At 61.2% G+C, this 19,424-nt stretch carries 13 protein-coding genes; 3 read left to right on the top strand and 10 right to left on the bottom strand.

The window, feature by feature from the left end:
* The first annotated feature begins 142 nt into the window (after positions 1–142).
* Entirely contained in the window at positions 143–751 is a 609-nt protein-coding gene (locus NFG58_RS09710) for a hypothetical protein (RefSeq protein ID WP_348828059.1), read from the top strand.
* 606 nt (positions 752–1,357) lie between these two features.
* A complete protein-coding gene (locus tag NFG58_RS09705) occupies positions 1,358–1,960 on the top strand; it encodes a hypothetical protein (protein ID WP_181248679.1) in 603 nt (200 codons plus the stop codon).
* 1,932 nt (positions 1,961–3,892) lie between these two features.
* Here the strand turns inward: NFG58_RS09705 and NFG58_RS09700 are convergent.
* From NFG58_RS09700 to NFG58_RS09655, 10 genes are all read right to left on the bottom strand, one after another.
* A complete protein-coding gene (locus NFG58_RS09700; protein ID WP_348828058.1) occupies positions 3,893–6,016 on the bottom strand; it encodes a site-2 protease family protein in 2,124 nt (707 codons plus the stop codon).
* A gap of 15 nt (positions 6,017–6,031) precedes the next feature.
* Positions 6,032–7,441 carry an HlyD family efflux transporter periplasmic adaptor subunit gene (locus NFG58_RS09695; protein ID WP_222516829.1) on the bottom strand — a complete coding sequence of 470 codons (1,410 nt, stop codon included), beginning with the start codon at positions 7,439–7,441 and terminating at the stop codon, positions 6,032–6,034.
* Complete coding sequence (locus NFG58_RS09690; protein WP_222516830.1) at positions 7,438–8,244, bottom strand: efflux RND transporter periplasmic adaptor subunit; 807 nt, start codon at positions 8,242–8,244, stop codon at positions 7,438–7,440. Before NFG58_RS09690 ends, NFG58_RS09695 begins: the two co-directional genes overlap by 4 nt.
* Before the next feature lie 11 nt (positions 8,245–8,255).
* The gene (locus NFG58_RS09685) at positions 8,256–9,590 is read right to left on the bottom strand and encodes a TolC family protein (RefSeq protein ID WP_222516831.1); all 1,335 of its coding nucleotides are present in this window, start codon (positions 9,588–9,590) and stop codon (positions 8,256–8,258) included.
* Positions 9,591–10,825: 1,235 nt separating this feature from the next.
* Positions 10,826–11,743 carry a LysR substrate-binding domain-containing protein gene (locus NFG58_RS09680; protein WP_348828057.1) on the bottom strand — a complete coding sequence of 306 codons (918 nt, stop codon included), beginning with the start codon at positions 11,741–11,743 and terminating at the stop codon, positions 10,826–10,828.
* Positions 11,744–11,991: 248 nt separating this feature from the next.
* A complete protein-coding gene (gene cls, locus NFG58_RS09675; protein WP_222569036.1) occupies positions 11,992–13,425 on the bottom strand; it encodes a cardiolipin synthase in 1,434 nt (477 codons plus the stop codon).
* Positions 13,426–13,596: 171 nt separating this feature from the next.
* The gene (locus NFG58_RS09670; RefSeq protein ID WP_045991456.1) at positions 13,597–15,102 is read right to left on the bottom strand and encodes a fumarate hydratase; all 1,506 of its coding nucleotides are present in this window, start codon (positions 15,100–15,102) and stop codon (positions 13,597–13,599) included.
* A 366-nt stretch (positions 15,103–15,468) separates the two neighbouring features.
* The gene (gene uvrB / locus NFG58_RS09665) at positions 15,469–17,499 is read right to left on the bottom strand and encodes an excinuclease ABC subunit UvrB (RefSeq protein WP_253556291.1); all 2,031 of its coding nucleotides are present in this window, start codon (positions 17,497–17,499) and stop codon (positions 15,469–15,471) included.
* 77 nt (positions 17,500–17,576) lie between these two features.
* Positions 17,577–17,996, bottom strand: a complete 420-nt coding sequence (locus tag NFG58_RS09660) for an OsmC family protein (protein WP_348816073.1) — start codon at positions 17,994–17,996, stop codon at positions 17,577–17,579.
* A complete protein-coding gene (locus NFG58_RS09655; RefSeq protein ID WP_045991458.1) occupies positions 17,996–18,193 on the bottom strand; it encodes a hypothetical protein in 198 nt (65 codons plus the stop codon). Before NFG58_RS09655 ends, NFG58_RS09660 begins: the two co-directional genes overlap by 1 nt.
* A gap of 192 nt (positions 18,194–18,385) precedes the next feature.
* Here NFG58_RS09655 and NFG58_RS09650 point away from each other — a divergent pair, with 192 nt between their 5' ends.
* Positions 18,386–19,414 carry a folate-binding protein gene (locus NFG58_RS09650; RefSeq protein ID WP_348828056.1) on the top strand — a complete coding sequence of 343 codons (1,029 nt, stop codon included), beginning with the start codon at positions 18,386–18,388 and terminating at the stop codon, positions 19,412–19,414.
* The last annotated feature ends 10 nt before the right edge of the window (positions 19,415–19,424 follow it).

The following is a 19,424-nucleotide window of genomic DNA, read 5'->3' as shown; positions in this document are numbered from 1 at the left end:
TTATCCCATCACCAACAATACCGCGATCATTGGCAATATAAAACTGATCGACCGTCAAACCAGAATTCGACAAGGAATCTACTACAGAGACAGATATCACTATCGGCGGATCAAGCTCCCCTTTCCTGCCTCCTGTATCGATATGTATGTAATCGCTACTCGAATCATCACCGTCGAATACATCCCCGGCTTCACCCACGACGATTTCGCCGCCATCCACCTTGATGGAAGAGTTGTCCCAGTAGTCTGTTCCTATCCAATTTCCCGCGACACCCTCACCCCACTCATTGATATCAAGGATTCCATCATTGTCGTCATCGATGTCCAAGCTATCTGCGATTCCGTCACCATCGGTATCAATCTGGCTATCCCGATAATCCAGGTCGGAACCGGGGGGCGAAGCGTCGCTGCCGTCGGCCGCGACGTCGTTGTCGCTGTCAGAGAGCGCAAAGTTGCCGTCAACAAGGTTGTCATCGTTGGCATCATAGCCATCGTTGGCATTCGTTCCCTCGAAGATATCCAGCAGGCCATCATGATCGGTGTCGGTAGCATCCGTGATGGCCCAGGCGCCATCATCGCGTTCGGCAATATCCGGCATGCCATCGTTGTCGGAGTCGCGATCGAGATAGTCTGCCGTGCTGTCGCCATCGGTATCGACCGGCGTCAGCCCCTTGCTGGCCGTAGCGGAGGTATTGCTGGTGTCCTTGTCGTAGGCGTCATCGAGTCCGTCCTTGTCGACATCGGTGCCTGAAGGCTTTATGTAATCCTGGGTCGTCTGCGCCTCGACATTGTCGGTGATGCCATCATTATCACTGTCGACATCCAGGTGATCGGCGATATTGTCACGGTCGGTGTCCTTCGCCACACCACCGATACCAATCCTGACACATGACCCTACATTGGCAGCCACATTGTAGTCAGGATGCCACCCCATGCTCAGGGTCACCGTTTTTACATCAACGACCCTTACTGACCACGACAGTCCGTACAGGTTCCCCAATCCTCTCATGCTGAATGTGAGCGAGTTGAGATAAATCCCCTGAGCGACATTCAGGACATTGTTGGGATCGTAGACCACGATATAGGCACCGGGGCTCGATACGGTAAGCTGGTCATACCTATCAAACTGTCTGCTACTAGGTACGTTCTTGCTGTCGATAACGAAGTCCACAAAGGTATCTGTTGCAAGACTGACCGTTGCCACATTATCCGCGGAATAGTCAAAGTTTACCGCTCCGGCTTCTTGACCATAGCTGAGGCTACCCTCGGTGGTATTTGAGGTCACCTCTACCTTTGTGCTGTTAAAGTCAAGATCCGGTATCTTGTCGTTGGCGATATCGGTCGTGTCGATTTGTTCTTGTACAGAGGTATCTTTTCCTTCGGTAACATCAATGATGCCGTCGTTATCCTGATCGATATCAACCGTATCGATGATACCATCGCCGTCACGATCCAAGACAGCATTTTCCCGATAGTCAAAATCGACAACAAGTGGTTGTGCTCCGTCGCCATCCGCCGGCAGATCGTCGTCGGAATCAGCCAGCGTAAAACCATTCTCCGTGACATTTTCATCGTTTGCATCATAGCCATCGTTGGCGTTCGTTCCCTCGAAGATATCCAACAGGCCATCATGATCGGTGTCGGTCGCATCCGTAATGGAAGAGGCCCCATCATCACGCTCGGCGATATCCAACTTACCATCGTCGTCGGAGTCACGATCGAGGTAGTCTGCCGTGGTGTCCCTATCGGTATCGACCGGCGTCAGCCCCTTGCTGGCCGTAGCGGAGGTATTGCTGGTGTCCTTGTCGTAGGCGTCATCGAGTCCGTCCTTGTCGACATCGGTGCCAGAAGGTTTTATATAATCCTGGGTCGTCTGCGCCTCGACGTTATCGGTGATGCCATCGTTGTCGCTGTCGATATCCTTGTCATCGCAGATACCATCACCATCGGTATCCTTTGAAATATATTGAAACGCCACCCGGTCCATGGCGTAGTCACCGTTTCCTCCGTCCCCGTCCTGATCGACCACCATCACGATGCCATAGTTGCCGGCCTTGCTCAGATCAAACACACCGCTAAACGTCTTGAAAATACCGCTTCCAGGAAGATCGCCGATAAGGCCGTACGCAAGCGTCTTGACGCGCTTCCCAGCATCAAAATCCCAGATAAATATATTATAGCCATCCGAACCACGCGAATACGTTTTTGAGAGATCGAAGCTGTATCGATAGTCACCTGCCGCCAACTCCTTGCCGAACTTGTAGACAAGTGACTCGCTGCCATCCGCTGCATTTACCAGACTATGATTCCCACCATTCTCACCAGGGCTGATCTCATCAAAGAGGCCCCCGCTCAGCGATGAGTTTTTTGCACTATTAACCCAACTAGGCTTTGAAGTATTGTTATCAACAAGGTCTGAGCCGCTGAAATACCAACCAGAGGAATCCCCACCGGAAAATCCGCCATTCTCCACCAGATTTGGTCGACTAAAGTCATACTCGTTATCGTCGATAATCCCATCATTATCATCATCGATATCGACGCTGTTATCGATACCATCACCATCCGGGTCGAGGCGAGCGCTATCACGATAGTCAAAGTCAGCTACGCTCGGCACCGCGTCTGAGCCATCCGCGCTGACGTCGTTGTCACTATCGGAAAGGGTAAATCTCCCATCCTTGATCAGCTCGTCGTTGGCGTCAAAGCCATCATTGGCATCCGCTCCCTCGAAGATGTCGAGCAGACCGTCGCCATCGGTATCGGTTTCACTAGTGATGGACCAGGCCCCAGCGTCGCGCTCGGCGATGTCCTGCTTGCCGTCGTCGTCGGAGTCGCTGTCGAGGTAGTCTGTGGTGCTGTCGCCATCGGTATCGACCGGCGCCAGGCCCTTGCTGGCCGTAGCGGAGGTATTGGCGGTGGCAGCATCGTAGGCGTCATCCAGGCCATCCTTGTCCTTGTCGATGCCGCTGGGCGCCACATACCCCTTGCTGGACTGGGCCTCGATGTTGTCGGTGATACCATCGTTGTCGCTATCCAGGTCAGCAGAATCAGCGGCTCCGTCTCCGTCACTGTCGATCCTGCCGAAGAATTCGACTTCTGTCACCGCAATACCTGATCCACCTCCCGCCTGCTCTTTAATATTGAAAAACTGAATACTTGCCACGCCGTGAATATCTTTCGGTATATCCATATGAAGTGGCCAACCCGCCGCCCCTTCGGGGATAGAGTTAGTGGCAGCATATCGAGTGCTTGAATAGATCAAGTCCCCGGAAGAATTATAAAACCTGATCTCACCTATCGAGCCAATAGATTGCGAATCATTAAGTATACTTCCCGCATTGTTCCACAGATCGATCCCATAGATACGATCGATGGGTGGATCAAAGTTGAACGTAAAATCGCTGATTTGCTCTGCAGTGGACGAGATAAAGTAAGTGTTTGTTTTCCCGTCTACCAGGCGATCCAGATCACTCGAAGAAGCCCCGCCGCTCGTCACGCCGTTGCAGGTTATTTTCTGTGACCCACCTTCCACTGAATCGAGAATACCGTCCCCGTCATCATCGATATCGTCGACATCCAGGACGCCATCTCCATCGATGTCGGAGCCCCCGGCAGCACGCTCGCGCCCGCCCTTCTGGGCTTCCACGTGCTGCAGGGCGCTCATCAATACATCATGGCCTGCATCATGATCCGCGGAGCCCGCATCTGTCGTTGCGACCGCGGCGTCAGCCGCTTGCTTGACGTTATCGACGGTGGCGGTACTGGCAGCATCCAGCAACACCCGGGCTTCGAGTTCGCGAATCAACAAGTCGTCCTTGATCATGTCGGATCTCCCTCTTTGAATTCGGGCTGACCGTCACCTGGACGTGTCAGGTTTAAATGACTGCGACGCCTATGACCCCCACTCACGCACCAGCACCTGGGCCACGCGGCGTGCCATGCTGGCTGCCAGGCTCGACGGTTGCCCCTCCAGGTGAAGCTCCCCGCGAAGCTCGGTGAGCGGCGACGATTGGTCCTGGTCAGAGACCGCCATCAGTTCGAATAGCGCACCTTCCGGTACGGAGCGTTGGTCATCGGGCCGTGCCGCGATGGGCCCGCCGTGGTCTGACGCCAACATCCACTGATCGACGTAACGGGAAGCGGCGGCGGCGATTCGCTCGACGTGCATGGGGGTCTGCGGCCAGAGACGTTCGTCATCGACAAAAAAACAAGGCTGACCGAGCGCCAGCAATCCCAGATCATCGCTGCTGACGTAGCCACGGGCGGATAGCCGATCCGTACTGGCTACCAACGCCAGACGAAGGTCTGTGCCGACCCAGCGGCCCGGATGCAGGTAGTCGGCAAGCTCAACCACCGTGCCGTCCATGGGGGCGATGACGTCGAGCCGACGACGTTGATCGGTGAGTCCAGCGAGCTGCTGGCGTTGCATGTCCCGTTCGCTCTCCAGCACCAGACTCTGGGACAGGTCCGTGTTGTCGGCACTTCGTCGGTCCAGGCGTCTATCCACCAGATTCAGATGTTCCTGCACCGTTCTTTCCCGCTGTTGCAACGCTGGCACTTCGAGCCTGACCAGTACCTGCCCCCGCTCGACGACATCGCCGACGCGGACCAGCACCTGCTCGACCCTGGCGGCGCGATGGGCAAACACCGGAACCTGTTGACTGGCACCGAACACCACCGGCACCGTGATTCGATGAGGCAGAGGCAAGGCAACGAAGACAGCGATGCCGGCGGCCACCGCCAGGGTCATCAGAACGCGCCGGCCGGCCTCCCTGCGTCTTTTCCACCAGACCATCAGCTCACGCAGTATCGGCATGACAATGAACCATAGAATTTCCACGCTGAAGAGAAAGACGCCCAGCACCTTGAAAAAGAGGTGGTAGACCACCAGGGCAATCCCGAGAAACAGAAAGAAGCGATACACCCATACCGCCAGGGCATAGCCGATCAATACCCGGCGCTTGGCACGACTCAGCGCTTCCGGCGGCGTATCGCTAAAACCGAAAAGCCCTTCCCTCAACCACCAGCGCCCCATGGCAAAGCCCCGCTCCTGCAGGTTGACAATGCCGAGCAGGTCACTGAACAGGTAGTAGCCGTCGAAGCGCATCAGGGGATTGAGGTTCACCGCCAGGCTCAGCACCCAACCGGTGGTGGCAAGCGCAAAGGCCACGAACCGCAGAGCGCCATCCGGTAGAAAAACCCAGGCCAGAGTGGCATAGACAGCGATGACCAGTTCCACCGCCACCCCGGCCAGATCGATCAGCACACGTTTGCGCCGCCGGGGCAGCCGCCAGGCATCGGTGGTGTCGGTAAACAGCACCGGCATCATCACGATCAGCGCCACCCCCATGCTCGACACACGAACCCCAAAGCGGGTCGCACAGAAGCCGTGGCCAAGCTCATGCAGCGTCTTCACCAGCACCAGACTCAGGGAAAACGCGACCACACCGGAAACGCTGAACATCGCCGGCAAGGTGGTGAAGAAGCTCTCCCATTGGCGAGAAACAAGGTAGAGGCCAATGACACCCAGGATCGCCGTGAAGAGCCAAAAGCCTCGATGAAAGAAGATGGCGACCAGCGGTAGGCATCGCTTCAACCCACGCCCTGGATACACCAGGGGGATACGCACGAAAAGGTAGTGATGAAGCAGCCACTTCCACCAGGATGGCCGGCTGGCCTCACGATATCGCCGAGCCTTGTCGAAGCTGCGGCCTTCGCTGGCCTCGAGCAGGTCGTTGTGATCCAGAAATTGCTGGATCTGGCGAATATCATCTTCGCTGATGTCAACGTGTCCGCGGGCGTCAAGACGTCGCCTCAAAGCCTCCACCGTCCCCGCCGACCAGCAGGCGAGAATATCGACGACCCTGGCATCAATCTCGAAAAAACGTCCGGCCAGCGGGTCATGAATCTTCCAGCGAGCGGCCTTGCCTGGTTCTGCCCCACCTTCGATCAGCTCGAGCTCCTGACGAAGCGACCCAAGCAGCTCCTGCTTTGCTGAATCAGACGTGCCCTCCATTGCCCTGGCCACGGCCTAGACGCCTGTCAACTGTCTGAAGGTGACGATCGGGCGCCGGAACAGATAGTAGAACAGTGATACCGGCTCACCATGGATTCGCGCCGTGCCTCTGAGACCCAGCCGCGGCATGTCTTCTCTCGGCGTTTCCGGTATCGCCATCACCTTGAAATTGGCGATACCGCTGGCGTTCTTTTCGGCCTTGTAGGCGGCCCGTGCCACGACCGCCGACACCGGTTCGAGGGGTGCTGCATCAAGAAACACATCCACCGAGGCTCCACGTTCGAGGGTGACGGCGTCGGCGGCCGCCACTTCGAGCCGGAAAGCAATATCCGCCGGGTCCGCTACCTGCATCACGGCTTCACCCACCCGCACGGGACGCCCTACCCAATCCTGCGGGTCGCCATAGAGGGCGACCCCGCTGCGCTCGGCGCGAACTACCGCCTTGTCGAGCAGGTCATGGGCATAATCTCGCTCGGCTTCGGCAACTCTCAGCTCGCTGCGAGCGATGGCGAGCTCGCGCTTGGCCTCACTGCTTGCGATGGCAGCCTGCTGTAGCCTCAACGCCTTGGACTGGGCCACCTGAACCTTGCGCTGGGCAACTTCGAAGTCATTGCGTAGTTCCACGTCCACCAGCTGCACCAGCGGATCACCCAGCGCCACCCGGGCGCCGGGAGCGACCAGGATGCGGTCGACGACGCCCGCCATCGGTGCCGCCACGACAAACGGCTCACTGGCGACCACCTCAGCGGGCGCCCTCGACGTCAGCGGTACCTGCACCAGCGCCAAGGCTGCCCCCAGGCCCAGCACCGTAGCCAGCGCCAGTCCGCGCGCCCCCCGTGCTCGCCCAAGAGACACACGGCGTCGACCTCGGATCGCGCTGGCGCCGTGACCGTAGGCCTGGGCAAGACGACTGGCCAGGGCCAGGTGCGGTGTTTCCCAGGCACGCTCGCGAGTCAGTAACCAACCGGCGCCGATGGGCCGGTCGCCATAGCTTAGCGGTATCCACAGCCCATGGCGCATGGCGGGTATGCCTTCGTCCTCCAGGACGTTGGCAAGATCCAGCAAGCGCGGTTGCGTCTCGTCCCGGTGTTCACGCCAGTCACTGCCCACCAGATGCTGGTAGGCAAGCACCTGAGCACTGTCATGAGGCACCCGCGCAAGTCCTCCCACCGCCTTGACTCGCCAGCGATTTCTGCCCGACAGGCAAAACACCAGTGACTGGCGAGCCTGGAGCAGGCTCTGCCCCTCATTGGCCAGGTGGCACCACAGCTGGTCGAGGCTGTCACAGTGGCGCAAGGCGCCTTCGATACGAATCAGCCGCTCGCCACCTGGCCCCACCTCCGAGCCACTCGCTCTGGCCTGACCCTCCGCCACCGGGTGTTGCGCCTCGGTAGTAGACTGGCGCTCAATCGCCACACTCGTCATGAGGAGGTCACTCCACAGCGCCTGCCCTCACCGCCCCCCCTGGAGGGCCAGGTCGCGGTGCCGCTCATCCCGGGAAGAACCCGTGCCGGTGCATTGTCCACTCGGCTGATCACCTTGACGGTCTGGCTGACGGGATCGACGGCAGCCGAGATGCGCGACACTTCTGCGTCAAGCCTGTCGCCGGTCTCGTCCACCTCGAAGCCGAAGGCGCTACCCCGGGTCATCCAACTCAACCAGCAGGAAGGCACCACCATATGCAATTCCAGTGCGCCGTCACTCACCACCTGGATCAGGGGAGCGTTGGCTTCCGGCGTCTCGTTGGGGCGTACCATGGGCTCAACCACTCGCCCGGCAAAAGGCGCCTTGATCTGACAATCCTTGCGTTGCTCCTGGATGGCGGCCACCCGGGCCCGCTGCTCACGCACCTTGAAACGTGCAATGTCGGCATCCGCCTGTCCGGTGGCGCCCATCTGCAACAGTTCGTTCTGCATGGCGGCGTTGCGGGATTCCGCTGCGGCCTTAGCCTCCGTCGCACGCAACTCGGCGTCGAGTCCGGCGCAGTCGAAGCCGACCAGCACCTCATCGGCATCGAAGTGGTCGCCTTCCTTGAACGGCACCTCAAGCACTCTGGCCGATAGACGACTCGACAGTATCGCCTCGTGCTCGGCCCTCAGGATGCCTCTGGCCTCGCCCATGTCGCTGGCCTGGGCAGCCCCCGACAGCAGCACTGCCAGCACGAGTCCCGGCCAGAGCGTGCGAGTCCGCTGGCCACACTGCCCCGCCCCCAGGCTTCTGCTGTTCATCCCGTGCGCCCTCATGGCGATGCCACCACGTCAATGGCCAAGGCATCGCCACGCTGCGCCCACAGAGCACGCAGATCATCGGCAAGCTCCAGGACGCTTTCGTTGCTGCTCATGCCGGCATCCACTGCGTCGATGCCTGTGGCCGTATAGACATTGGCGTAGGCCCCCTGGAGGTCCGACAGCGCCTGATCCATCCGCACCTCGGCCAGCAGGGTATTCATCTGTTCACGAATCAGGGTCTGTTCGCTGACGTGCCTGGCACGATAGCCGGCTTCCACCTGATGCTCGATCGCTCGCTGCACCTCAAGGAATCGCTTGGCCGTGCCGAGTTCTCCGCGCCGCAGTTCATAGCGTGCTCGGGTCACCGATACCTGAGTCGCCACCGCCATGGTCAATGCCAGGCTCCGTGCATCGAGCAGATCGCTCTGGGCGTCGATACGATCCTGACGGGCCGGCAGACTGAACACCTTCAGCAGGTTCCAGCTGGCGCGAGCGCCATAGCTGACCCAGTCACTGTTGTAGAGAAAGTCGTCGTCGCTATAGTTGGCTCCGACGAAAAGCTTGAGACTCGGCAAGGTTTCCAGAATCGCTGTGGTGCCCTCGCGCTCGTTGTTGCGCAATTGGTAGGCGACTTCGCGCAGCTCCGGGCGATTCATCACCGCCAGCTTCAACATGGTGTCGTAGGAAAGGTCGATCCCTTTCCAGGCCAGGTCACGCGGCGGCAACACCAGTTGGTAGGGTTGCTCGGGCGGAAGGTTCATCAGCGCCGCCAACTGCTGCTTGGACACCCGCAGCTCCCGCGTCAGTGACTCGAGGTCGCGGCGAATGGTCAGCAGTTCACGTTCATAGCTAAGCGCAGGAAGCGGCGCCGTCAAAGCACTGCGCTGCTGACGGTGGGCCTGATCCAGCGCCCTTCGTGTGCTCTCCTCGAGCTCTCGAGTCTTGGCCAACAGACGTTCTGCGCTGACCGCTCGCCAGTAGGCGGCGCGTACATCCTCGATGATGCGCTGGATGACCTTGCGCTTGCTTTCCTCGGCCAGCATGACGCTGTCGGCCCTCTGCTGAGCCCGCACATAGGACAGGCCAAAATCGAGCACGTCCCAGCTCATGGTAAGGTCGGTCGCCAACTGGTTGCGTTCGCTGGATGACGAAGGTTCCAGCGACTCCTGACCACTCAACAGAGAAATGCTGGAACTGCCCGGTTCATTGTCGCGTCCGGTAAAGTTGAGGTTGCCGACCACCTTGGGCAGCAAATCGTAGTGCGCCAGATCGAGCTCCTTGGTGCGCAGGGCCTGCTCCATCACTTCCACCCGATAGTCCAGGTTGTACTTGATGGCGCGGGCCATTGCCGAATAGAGATCGATTGGGGCAATAACGGGTTCCTGACTGGCCGTGACCCTCGCCAACAGGTCGTCGGCGCGTTGTTCATTGGCCTGTTGCGACATCGGTTGAGGGGTGACAGCGCAGCCGGACAGCACCAGCGCCGTTGCGACGCCGACCCAGGTCTTTCCATATTGCTTTCCGAAGCACGAGGCCCTCTGGCCTGCCACTCCACACTTTTTATCGACCATCCCTGTGCCCCCTGCCGAAATTACCTCAGCCTTCAAGAGTGACGCGTCTTGCCTGCTGGTTGCGCACCTGCCTACCGGCCGCCACCGACAGGCGCCCAACATTGCAACAGCGCACAAACGTCGAGAAAGCGAGCGTATAACTTATGTTACTTCGTGTAATCAACTATCCAGAGAGCTGGACAATGGGTCAATATGAAAACCCGAAGAGCGCAAAGGTTGGCCCAGTTTCTTGACCTTGATCACAGTCATGACCGACAACGTTCGGTAGTGCACAGAGTGTCACCTGGGCGAGAAAGGCCCTCTTTTGTTACACCTTTCATGCTCCTTTTCATTGGCTGGGTACGGATACACACGCAGCAGGTAGCGCGAGAAAGGCATGACCTAGCTGCATGCCATCGGATGCGAAACCCTCGCTTAACGGGACAAGCGCCACCAGCCAGCATCGTGAATTTCCAAGCCATCTAGAGCGAAAACGCCAGTACGCGACAGCCAGGATCAGTCAGGAAAGCATGGTAAAAACGTCAGGACACGAATGTTGGGATCAACCAGGAAAACAAAGCGGGATCAAAGACAGGAAATGGGAATAGACGCGGGGGTCTTCGCAACCACTGAGCGACATGGCACCTCCATGCCGGGTCCAGCAGCGGCTTGCCTGTCTGTCGTCGTACAAGGAGGGGATAGCGCCTGACGGGCACAGGTCCTCAGGCGCTTGTCAGAGGTAAAGGCGATCAGGCCTCGAGGAAGTCTCGCGGCAGCTTCATCATCTGGCGCCACAGTTTTTCGACACCGGGCTTACTGAATGACACCAGGAGTAGTGAACAGCGATGCAGTGCGTGGCCGACAGAAACACACCTACATCAGGCCTCGAGGAAGTCTCGCGGCAGTTTCATCATCTGGCGCCACAGTTTTTCGACGCCGGGCTTACTGAATGCAACCAGGAGTAGTGAACAGCGATGCAGTGCGTGGCCGACAGTGGTTGGCCTGATCTGGTTGGCCTGATCGCACCTACATCAGGCCTCGAGGAAGTCTCGCGGCAGCTTCATCATCTGGCGCCACAGTTTTTCGACACCGGGCTTATGCACCAGTGAACAGCGATACAGGCGGATCTCCAGCGGGACGTCCCATTGCTCGCCACCGGCCCGCACCACCGTCCCGCTCTTCAGCTCCTGCCTGAGGCAGAAATCGGGTATCCAGGCCATGCCCACGCCCTGCATGACCATGGCCTTGAGCCCCTCGGCCATGGCGGTCTCGTAGACGGTACGCAAGCGCATGCGCAACGGGTCATTCTTCAACAGCATGCGCACGCTACGCCCGAGAAAGGCACCCTGGGTGTAGGCCAGGTACGGCAGGGAGTCGTCACCGTCCAGAGGGAAGCGCGGCGCTCCCTGCTCATCCGGCAGGCTCACCGGTATCATCTTGACCCGCCCGATGGAAAAGGAGGGAAAGACTTCCCCGTCAAGCTGCATGCTGGCGTAGGGGTCGTAGTAGGCCAGCATCAGGTCGCAGTTGCCTTCGCGCAGCACATGGATGGCCTCCCCCACGTTCATCGCCACCAGCCGCGTCGGCAACTCCCCGAGCCCCTTCTGCAGCCGCGAGATCCATTGAGGGAAGAAGCTCAGCGCCAGCGAATGGGCTGCCACCACGTCCAGCGCCTCGTTGGCCATGGCCAGGCCGCGCAGATGGCCGAGGGACTCGTTGAGCTGCTCGACGATATTGCGAGCGGTCACCAGAAACAGCTGCCCCTGAGGGGTCAGGTCGATGGGCGTGGTCGAGCGATCCACCAGGGTGACGCCCACCGCCTGTTCGAGTGAGCGAATACGGCGACTGAAGGCCGGCTGGGTGACGTGGCGCTGGCGTGCGGAGGCCGAGAAGCTGCGGGTGTTGGACAGCGCAACGAAGTCCTCGAGCCATTTCGTTTCTAGATTCACCAGCACTCCTTGTCAAGACACCAACCACACGGGACGCCATCGCCTTGAACGTGACCGAAGGGGCCACATCAGACCGCCCGATAAAACGGCTAAATGTACCGGAAAGCGCCCACCTTCCCAAGGGAATACTGACGCTTTATTGCTCCGCCATGCTGCGTGCCACTGTGCCGGACATTGACCAGCCTCCAGCAGAGCCTTGATCTTTTTGCCTCGGGGGGATGGCAAGGCAGCAGCGGCGACTGCACAGACTACTGCACAGGCGCCAGCAGGTAGGCGGCCCGGGACACCAGCTTGCGCCACAGCGGACGCGAGCGCAGCTCGTCGAGGCTGACCTCGCGGCAGTTGGCGAAGTCCTGTTCCAGCATGGCCTCCACCTCCAGGGCGAACGCCTGATGTGGCACCAGAGCGGTGATCTCGAAGTTCAATCGGAAGGAGCGGTTGTCCAGATTGACGGTACCGACACTGGCGGCGCTGTCATCGATCAGCATGACCTTCTGATGGAGAAATCCCGGCTGATAGCGATAGACCTTGACCCCGGCGCGGATCATGTCCGGCAGGAAGGCGAAGGCCGACAGGAACACCAGCAGATGGTCGGGACGTTCCGGCATCATGATGCGCACATCCACCCCGCGCATGGCGGCCAGGCGCAGTGCGTCCTGGACGCCCTCATCGGGAACGAAGTACGGACTGGTCACCCACAGACGCCGATGGGCGCTGTGGATCAGGTGCTGGACCAGCAGGCTCGCGGTCTCCTGGGGATCCGCCGGGCCCGAGGGGACGATTACCACGTGGCGCCCGTTGCCTTCATCGAGCGTGGGCTGATCCACCTGGGGCGCCCAGGAAAGACTCAGCATGGTGCCGGTGGCCCAGTGCCAGTCCTCCCAGAAGGCTTCCTGCAGCCCCAGCACACTCGGCCCGACCAGCTTCAGATGGGTATCGCGCCAGGGACCGTGGCGAGGATCCTGTCCCAGATACTCCACCCCCACGTTGAAACCACCGAGCCAGCCTTCGCGACCGTCCACTACCAGGATCTTGCGATGGTTGCGGAAATTGAGCTGGAAACGGTGACGCCATCCGCGCGAGGAGTGAAAGGCGCTGACGTGGATGCCCGCCTCGCGCAGCTCGCCCAGATAGCCGTCGCCAAGCTGCCGGCTACCGATCTCGTCGTACAGGAAGTAGACCCGTACCTGGCGCCGTGCCGCCCGCACCAGATGTTCCTGCAGCCGACGACCAAGTTCATCATTACGCACGATGAAGAACTGAATGAGGATATAAGAGCGGGCCGCATCGATACCGGCAAACAGGCTGTCGAAGGTCTGATCGCCATCGACCAGCAGCTCCGTCGAGTTGGCGCGGGTCAGCGGCATCATGGCAAGCTTTTCGACCGCCTTGACGTCGGCGTCGGTGGCCCCCACCAGATAGGAATCGAAGCGATCTCGATAGCGCAACAACACGCGCCGCAGCAGCGTATCGCGCTGGCCGCGCGCCGACACATAGCCGTAGAAGCGTGGTCGGCCGAAGACCCAGTAGGCCGGCAACGCCAGATACGGCATGGCGACCAGCGAAATGATCCAGGCGATCGCCCCCTGAGAGGTTCGACTCGACATCAGCGCGAGCACGGCGGAGATGGCCCCGCCCAGGTGAATCAGAAAGATGGCCAGGCCAAGTAGCCATGAGGTCATCGAAGGTCTCCATCCGTGTGACACCGCACCACATCGAGCGCTGAGCGTCGGGGCGCACTAGCTAGCGTTATTGCGGACTTCAGCATACCCGTAACGCAGGCGGCCCCGCCAGATGACGGGGCCGCCTATCGTGTCTCGCCATGCACCGGGGCGAGACATGGCATGGGGAGATCAGACGCTCTCGGCGATGATTTCCTTCCACTTGGCCGGACCGGTCTGGTGCACCGATGACCCCTGGCTATCCACCGCCACGGTCACCGGCATGTCCTCCACCTCGAACTCGTAGATGGCTTCCATGCCCAGGTCCTCGAAACCGACAACCCTGGAGGCCTTGATCGCCTGGGACACCAGGTAGGCCGCACCACCCACCGCCATCAAGTACACCGCCTGGTTGTCACGGATGGCCTCGATCGCGATCTGACCACGCTCGGCCTTGCCGACCATGCCCAACAGTCCTGTCTGCTCGAGCATGGTGCGGGTGAACTTGTCCATGCGCGTGGCGGTGGTCGGTCCAGCCGGCCCCACTACTTCGTCACCGACCGGATCGACCGGCCCCACGTAGTAGATGAAGCGCCCCTTCAGATCCACCGGCAGCGACTCGCCCTTGGCCAGCATGTCGACCATGCGCTTGTGCGCCGCGTCGCGCCCGGTCAACAGCTTGCCGTTGAGCAACAGGGTATCGCCCGGCTGCCAGGTCTTCACCTCTTCCGGGGTGACCTCGTCGAGATTGACGCGCTTGACGTTGCCACCGGCTTCACGGGTGATCTCCGGCCAATCCTCGAGCTTGGGCGCCTTGAGCGCCGCCGGGCCACTGCCGTCCAGGGTAAAGTGGGCATGCCGGGTCGCCGCGCAGTTGGGGATGATCGCCACCGGCTTGTTGGCGGCGTGGGTCGGGTAATCCTTGACCTTGATGTCGAGCACCGTGGTCAGGCCACCCAGCCCCTGGGCACCGATGCCGCTGCGGTTGACCTTGTCGAACAGCTCCAGGCGCAGCTCCTCGGCGCGGTTGGCAGCGCCCCTGGCCTGGAGGTCCTGGATGTCGATCGGATCGAGCAGGGCTTCCTTGGCCAGCTCCATGGCCTTCTCGGCGGTTCCGCCGATGCCGATGCCGAGCATGCCGGGCGGACACCAGCCTGCGCCCATCTTCGGCAGCTGTTCCATGACCCAGTCGACCACGGAGTCGGAGGGATTGAGCATGGCAAACTTGGACTTGGCCTCGCTGCCGCCGCCCTTGGCCGCCACGTGAACCTCGACGGTATCGCCAGGCACCAGCTTGTGGTGGATCACCGCCGGAGTGTTGTCCTTTGTGTTCTGACGCTTGCCGTCGGGGTCGGCCAGCACCGAGGCGCGCAGCACGTTGTCCGGGAAGTTATAGGCCCGGCGCACCCCTTCGTTGATCATGTCATCGAGGCTCATGTCGGCCTCGAAGCGCACGTTCATGCCCACATGGACGAAGACCGTGACGATGCCGGTATCCTGGCAGATCGGACGATGGCCGGTGGCACACATCCGCGAATTGATCAGGATCTGGGCGATGGCATCCTTCGCCGCCGGGTTCTCCTCCCGCTCGTAGGCGGCCGCCATGGCGTCGATAAAGTCCTTGGGGTGGTAGTAGGAGATGTACTGCAGGGCATCGGCGACACTCGTGATGAGGTCGTCCTGGCGGATCACGGTCATGGCAGACTCCTTGGCTGGGTCGATACGCCCGCTCTCTTGGCGTCCCGTAGGCGACATGGCGGGCTTGCGAGGGCCCGTAGTGTAGCGCATTACGCCACGGCTCGGCAGCCGTCTGTGCCAGTTCGTTTAACGCGCTACTGACCCGGCGTTTGCTTGCCGGCTGGCGGAGATCCCGCCTCACTCTGGAGAACGAGCCTCCACTGCGCCAATTGAACAAGATGCGCCAGCCAGGACAGAAAGGGCAGCCAGGCGGAAGATCAGGCCGATCGGGCAAGATAACGGTATAACACGCGATTAGAGGAGCCAGGGACACGGTCTAGGCAGGACGGACTGCCAGATTCGCCCGCCCCGCTTACGCTGCCTCCTTTATACCGCCCCGAGTGCCAGCTGACGCTCTCTGAGCCCATGCAGGCGATCGCGCAACCGCGCCGCTTCTTCGAACTCCAGATTGGCGGCGGCCTCGCTCATGGCGTCCTCGAGCCGCGTCATCTCCTTGCGCAGTTCCTCCGGCGACAGGCTGGCGGGATCGTAGACCGCTTCCGGTTCGGCCACCTTGCGCTCGCCCTTGCGTCCACGAGTCTTGCGGCTGCCCGGTGCCTGGGCGGCTTCGAGGATATCCGCCACCGAGCGGGTCACCGTCTGCGGCGTGATGCCGTGTTCCTCGTTGTGTGCCGTCTGCTTGGCGCGGCGCCGCTCGGTCTCGTCGATGGTCTTGCGCATCGAGTCGGTGATGCGGTCGCCGTAGAGGATCGCCTTGCCGTTGGCGTTACGCGCGGCTCGCCCCACCGTCTGGATCAGCGAACGTTCGGCGCGCAGGAAGCCTTCCTTGTCGGCGTCGAGGATCGCCACTAGTGATACCTCGGGGATATCCAGGCCCTCGCGCAGCAGGTTGATGCCGACCAGCACGTCGAACTTGCCCAGGCGCAGGTCGCGGATGATCTCGACCCGCTCCACCGTGTCGATGTCCGAGTGCAGGTAGCGCACCTTGACGTCGTGTTCGTCGAGATACTCGGTCAGGTCTTCCGCCATCCGCTTGGTCAGGGTGGTGACCAGCACCCGCTCGCCCACGGCGGTGCGCAAACGGATCTCCGACAGCAGGTCATCCACCTGGGTCGAGGCCGGACGCACTTCGATCTCGGGATCCAGCAGGCCGGTGGGACGTACCACCTGCTCCACCACCTGGCCGGCGTGCTCGGCCTCGTAGGGACCCGGCGTGGCCGAGACGAAGATGGTCTGGGGCGAGATCCGCTCCCACTCCTCGAACTTCATCGGACGGTTGTCCAGGGCCGACGGCAGGCGGAAACCGTACTCGACCAGGGTCTCCTTGCGCGAGCGGTCGCCGCGGTACATGCCGCCCACCTGGGGCACACTGACGTGGGACTCGTCGATGAACAGCAGCGCGTCGGCGGGCAGGTAGTCGAAGAAGGTGGGGGGCGGCTCGCCGGGGTTGCGTCCGGACAGGTAGCGCGAGTAGTTCTCGATACCGTTGCAGTAGCCCAGCTCCAGCATCATTTCGATATCGTAGAGGGTACGCTGCTCCAGCCGCTGGGCCTCGACCAGACGGTCTTCCTTGCGCAGGAAGGTCAGTCGCTCGACCAGCTCCTCCTTGATCCGATCCACCGCCGCCAGGATGGTCTCCCGCGGGGTCACGTAGTGGCTCTTGGGATAGATGGTCATGCGCGGCACCTTGCCGCGCACCTCGCCGGTCAGCGGATCGAACAGGCTGATGGTGTCGATCTCGTCGTCGAACAGCTCCACCCTGACCGCCTCATCCTCGGCGTCGGCAGGGAAGATGTCGATGACGTCGCCACGCACCCGATAGGTGCCGCGCTTGAAGTCCATGTCGTTGCGGGTGTACTGCAGTTCCGCCAGACGACGCAGAAAGCCGCGCTGATCGATCAGTTCGCCGCGGGTGAAGTGCAGGCGCATCTTCAGATACTGGTCCGGATCACCCAGGCCGTAGATCGCCGACACCGACACCACGATCAGCGCATCGCGACGCTCCAGCAGGGCCTTGGTCGCCGACAGTCGCATCTGCTCGATATGGTCATTGATCGAGGCGTCCTTCTCGATGAAGGTGTCCGACGAGGGCACATAGGCCTCGGGCTGGTAGTAGTCGTAGTAGGAGACGAAGTACTCCACGGCGTTGTCCGGGAAGAACGCCTTGAACTCCCCGTACAACTGGGCCGCCAGGGTCTTGTTCGGCGCCATGACGATGGTCGGCCGCTGCAATCGCTCGACGATGTTGGCCATGGTGAAGGTCTTGCCCGAACCGGTCACCCCGAGCAGGGTCTGGTGGGCCAGGCCCGAATCGAGCCCGCCGACCAGGCTTTCGATAGCGCTCGGCTGGTCACCGGCAGGCTGGAACTTCGACGACAGACGAAAGGACTTGCTCATCATGACTCCTGCTGGGGGACACCACCCAGATCGGGGCGGCTGGCGCCGACTTCAAGTCTCGCGCACGCTCGCCGACGTCAGGTTTGGGCCGTTGGCGCCAGCGTTCGCGTGGTGATTTCCACCGTGGAAGTGGTCATCAAGCGGTGGATCGGGCACTTGTGGCTGATCTCCTCGAGCCGTGCCAGCCGCTCGGGATCCTCGATGCCGTGAAAGGTCATCGCCACATCGAGCCGGTAGACGCCCTTGCGCTCGTCACGCTCGTCTCTGGTGACCGTGACGCTGACGCCTTCCAGCGGCCACTCCTTGCGCTGCGCGTACATGCGCGAGGTGATCGCCTTGCACGCCCCCAGCGACAGATCGAAGTAGTCGTGGGGGTCCGGCGCAAGGCCATCGCCGCCGTAAGCAACCGGCACATCGACCAGCAGGTCGTCGAAGCTGTCGATGCTGACCCGCTGGCGCAGCTTCCCATCCTTCTCGGTAGTAATCTCGATACTCATCATTTCACCTCGATGCCGAGCTTGAGTCGCTTGATCGCCTCGATCAGGGCCTCGCGACGCGCGCGCCCTTCCACCTCGGCTCCATGGCGGCCGACCTCCACGCTGTCGACGCCGTCGAGCATCATCAAGGCGGTGGTGATCTGGTTGACCTGGTCGGCGTTGTCGACGCCCTGGAAGGTCAGGGATTGCTGGGACATGAGGCGCGCCTCCTTGGCGGGTGAAGCGGAAGGACCGAAGATCGTAACAGCAAGCTTGAAACTGGTGGAAAAGCTTAGCACGACACCCCGTGCGGGTTCTTCTGCCCGTACCTTGCAAAAGGGGCGTCTCACCCTCACATTGCTGACAGGCGCAAACTTCACCTTTTTTCGATACGCGCGACAGGATTGCTCATGACGGATTGGATCACCGCCCACGGCGGCCGCTTGACCGGCTCGGACCAGGTCGACTTCGACACCCCCGACGCGGCCCGCCTTGCCCTGGACAGCACCGTGGCCACCCCGCTGGTCCATCTCGGCGCGCTGGACGTGGTCGGCCCCGACGCTGAGCGCTTTCTGCAGGGCCAGACCAGTGCCCAGCTCGCCCACGCCAATGGCCACTTCGCCCCGCTGACCTGCTTCTGCACCCCCAAGGGGCGCATGCTGGCCAACGGCCAGCTGATGAAGGTCGACGACGAACGCTTCAGGATCGTGCTGCATCGCAGTCTGGTAGCCCCGCTGGCCCAGCACCTGGGCAAGTTCGCCGCCTTCTACAAGGCCGAGCTGACGGCTCGCGATGACCTGGCGCTGATCGGCCTGATCGGCCAGGAAGCACCCGCCCTGACCGAGGTCGACTGCGACCTGACACCGCCCGATCCCTGGCGCCAGGCGAGCCACGGCGACACCCTGGTGCTCGGCCAGCCTGGCCCTCGCCCCCGCTACCTGATCATGCTGCCAGAAGACCAGGCAGAGGCCTTGTTCTCGCGCCTGATCCAGCAGTGTCAGCCGGTGGGCAATCAGGTATGGCGGCTGGCGGATATCCAGGCGGGGCTGTGTTTCATCGATGCCGATCAGCAGGATGCCTACCTGCCCCAGATGCTCAATTGGGAGGCACTGGCAGGCATCAGTTTCAAGAAAGGCTGCTACACCGGGCAGGAAGTGGTGGCCCGCGCCCACTTCCGCGGCCAGGTCAAGAAGCGCCTGTATCGCGCCCAGCTAGAGGGGGCTCGACTGCCGCCGCTGGGCAGCGAGGTGATCGACGAAAGCGGCAAGCGCCAGGGCGAGGTGGTGGCAAACGCCCTCGATGCCTATGGGCAGGCCGAGGTACTGGCGGTGCTGAATACCCGCGCCGATGAGGCCGCCCTCAGCTGCGAGGATCAACGTCTGAAGCTGCTGCACCTGCCCTACGCCATCGATCGCCTCGACCCCGAGAGTCTGGTATGACATCGCTGAC

The organism is Halomonas sp. RT37 (assembly GCF_040070525.1).
Lineage (GTDB): Bacteria > Pseudomonadota > Gammaproteobacteria > Pseudomonadales > Halomonadaceae > Halomonas > Halomonas litopenaei.
This window is presented reverse-complemented; position numbering and strand designations above follow the sequence as displayed.

Excerpts from the sequence above, each read along its gene's own strand:
- NFG58_RS09710 (WP_348828059.1), top strand. The coding sequence starts at position 143 with ATGTATGTAATCGCTACTCGAATCATCACCGTCGAATACATCCCCGGC.
- NFG58_RS09700 (WP_348828058.1), bottom strand. The coding sequence starts at position 6,016 with ATGGAGGGCACGTCTGATTCAGCAAAGCAGGAGCTGCTTGGGTCGCTT.
- NFG58_RS09695 (WP_222516829.1), bottom strand. The coding sequence starts at position 7,441 with ATGACGAGTGTGGCGATTGAGCGCCAGTCTACTACCGAGGCGCAACAC.
- NFG58_RS09690 (WP_222516830.1), bottom strand. The coding sequence starts at position 8,244 with ATGAACAGCAGAAGCCTGGGGGCGGGGCAGTGTGGCCAGCGGACTCGC.
- NFG58_RS09685 (WP_222516831.1), bottom strand. The coding sequence starts at position 9,590 with ATGGCCCGCGCCATCAAGTACAACCTGGACTATCGGGTGGAAGTGATG.
- cls (WP_222569036.1), bottom strand. The coding sequence starts at position 13,425 with ATGACCTCATGGCTACTTGGCCTGGCCATCTTTCTGATTCACCTGGGC.
- NFG58_RS09670 (WP_045991456.1), bottom strand. The coding sequence starts at position 15,102 with ATGACCGTGATCCGCCAGGACGACCTCATCACGAGTGTCGCCGATGCC.
- uvrB (WP_253556291.1), bottom strand. The coding sequence starts at position 17,499 with ATGAGCAAGTCCTTTCGTCTGTCGTCGAAGTTCCAGCCTGCCGGTGAC.
- NFG58_RS09660 (WP_348816073.1), bottom strand. The coding sequence starts at position 17,996 with ATGAGTATCGAGATTACTACCGAGAAGGATGGGAAGCTGCGCCAGCGG.
- NFG58_RS09655 (WP_045991458.1), bottom strand. The coding sequence starts at position 18,193 with ATGTCCCAGCAATCCCTGACCTTCCAGGGCGTCGACAACGCCGACCAG.
- NFG58_RS09650 (WP_348828056.1), top strand. The coding sequence starts at position 18,386 with ATGACGGATTGGATCACCGCCCACGGCGGCCGCTTGACCGGCTCGGAC.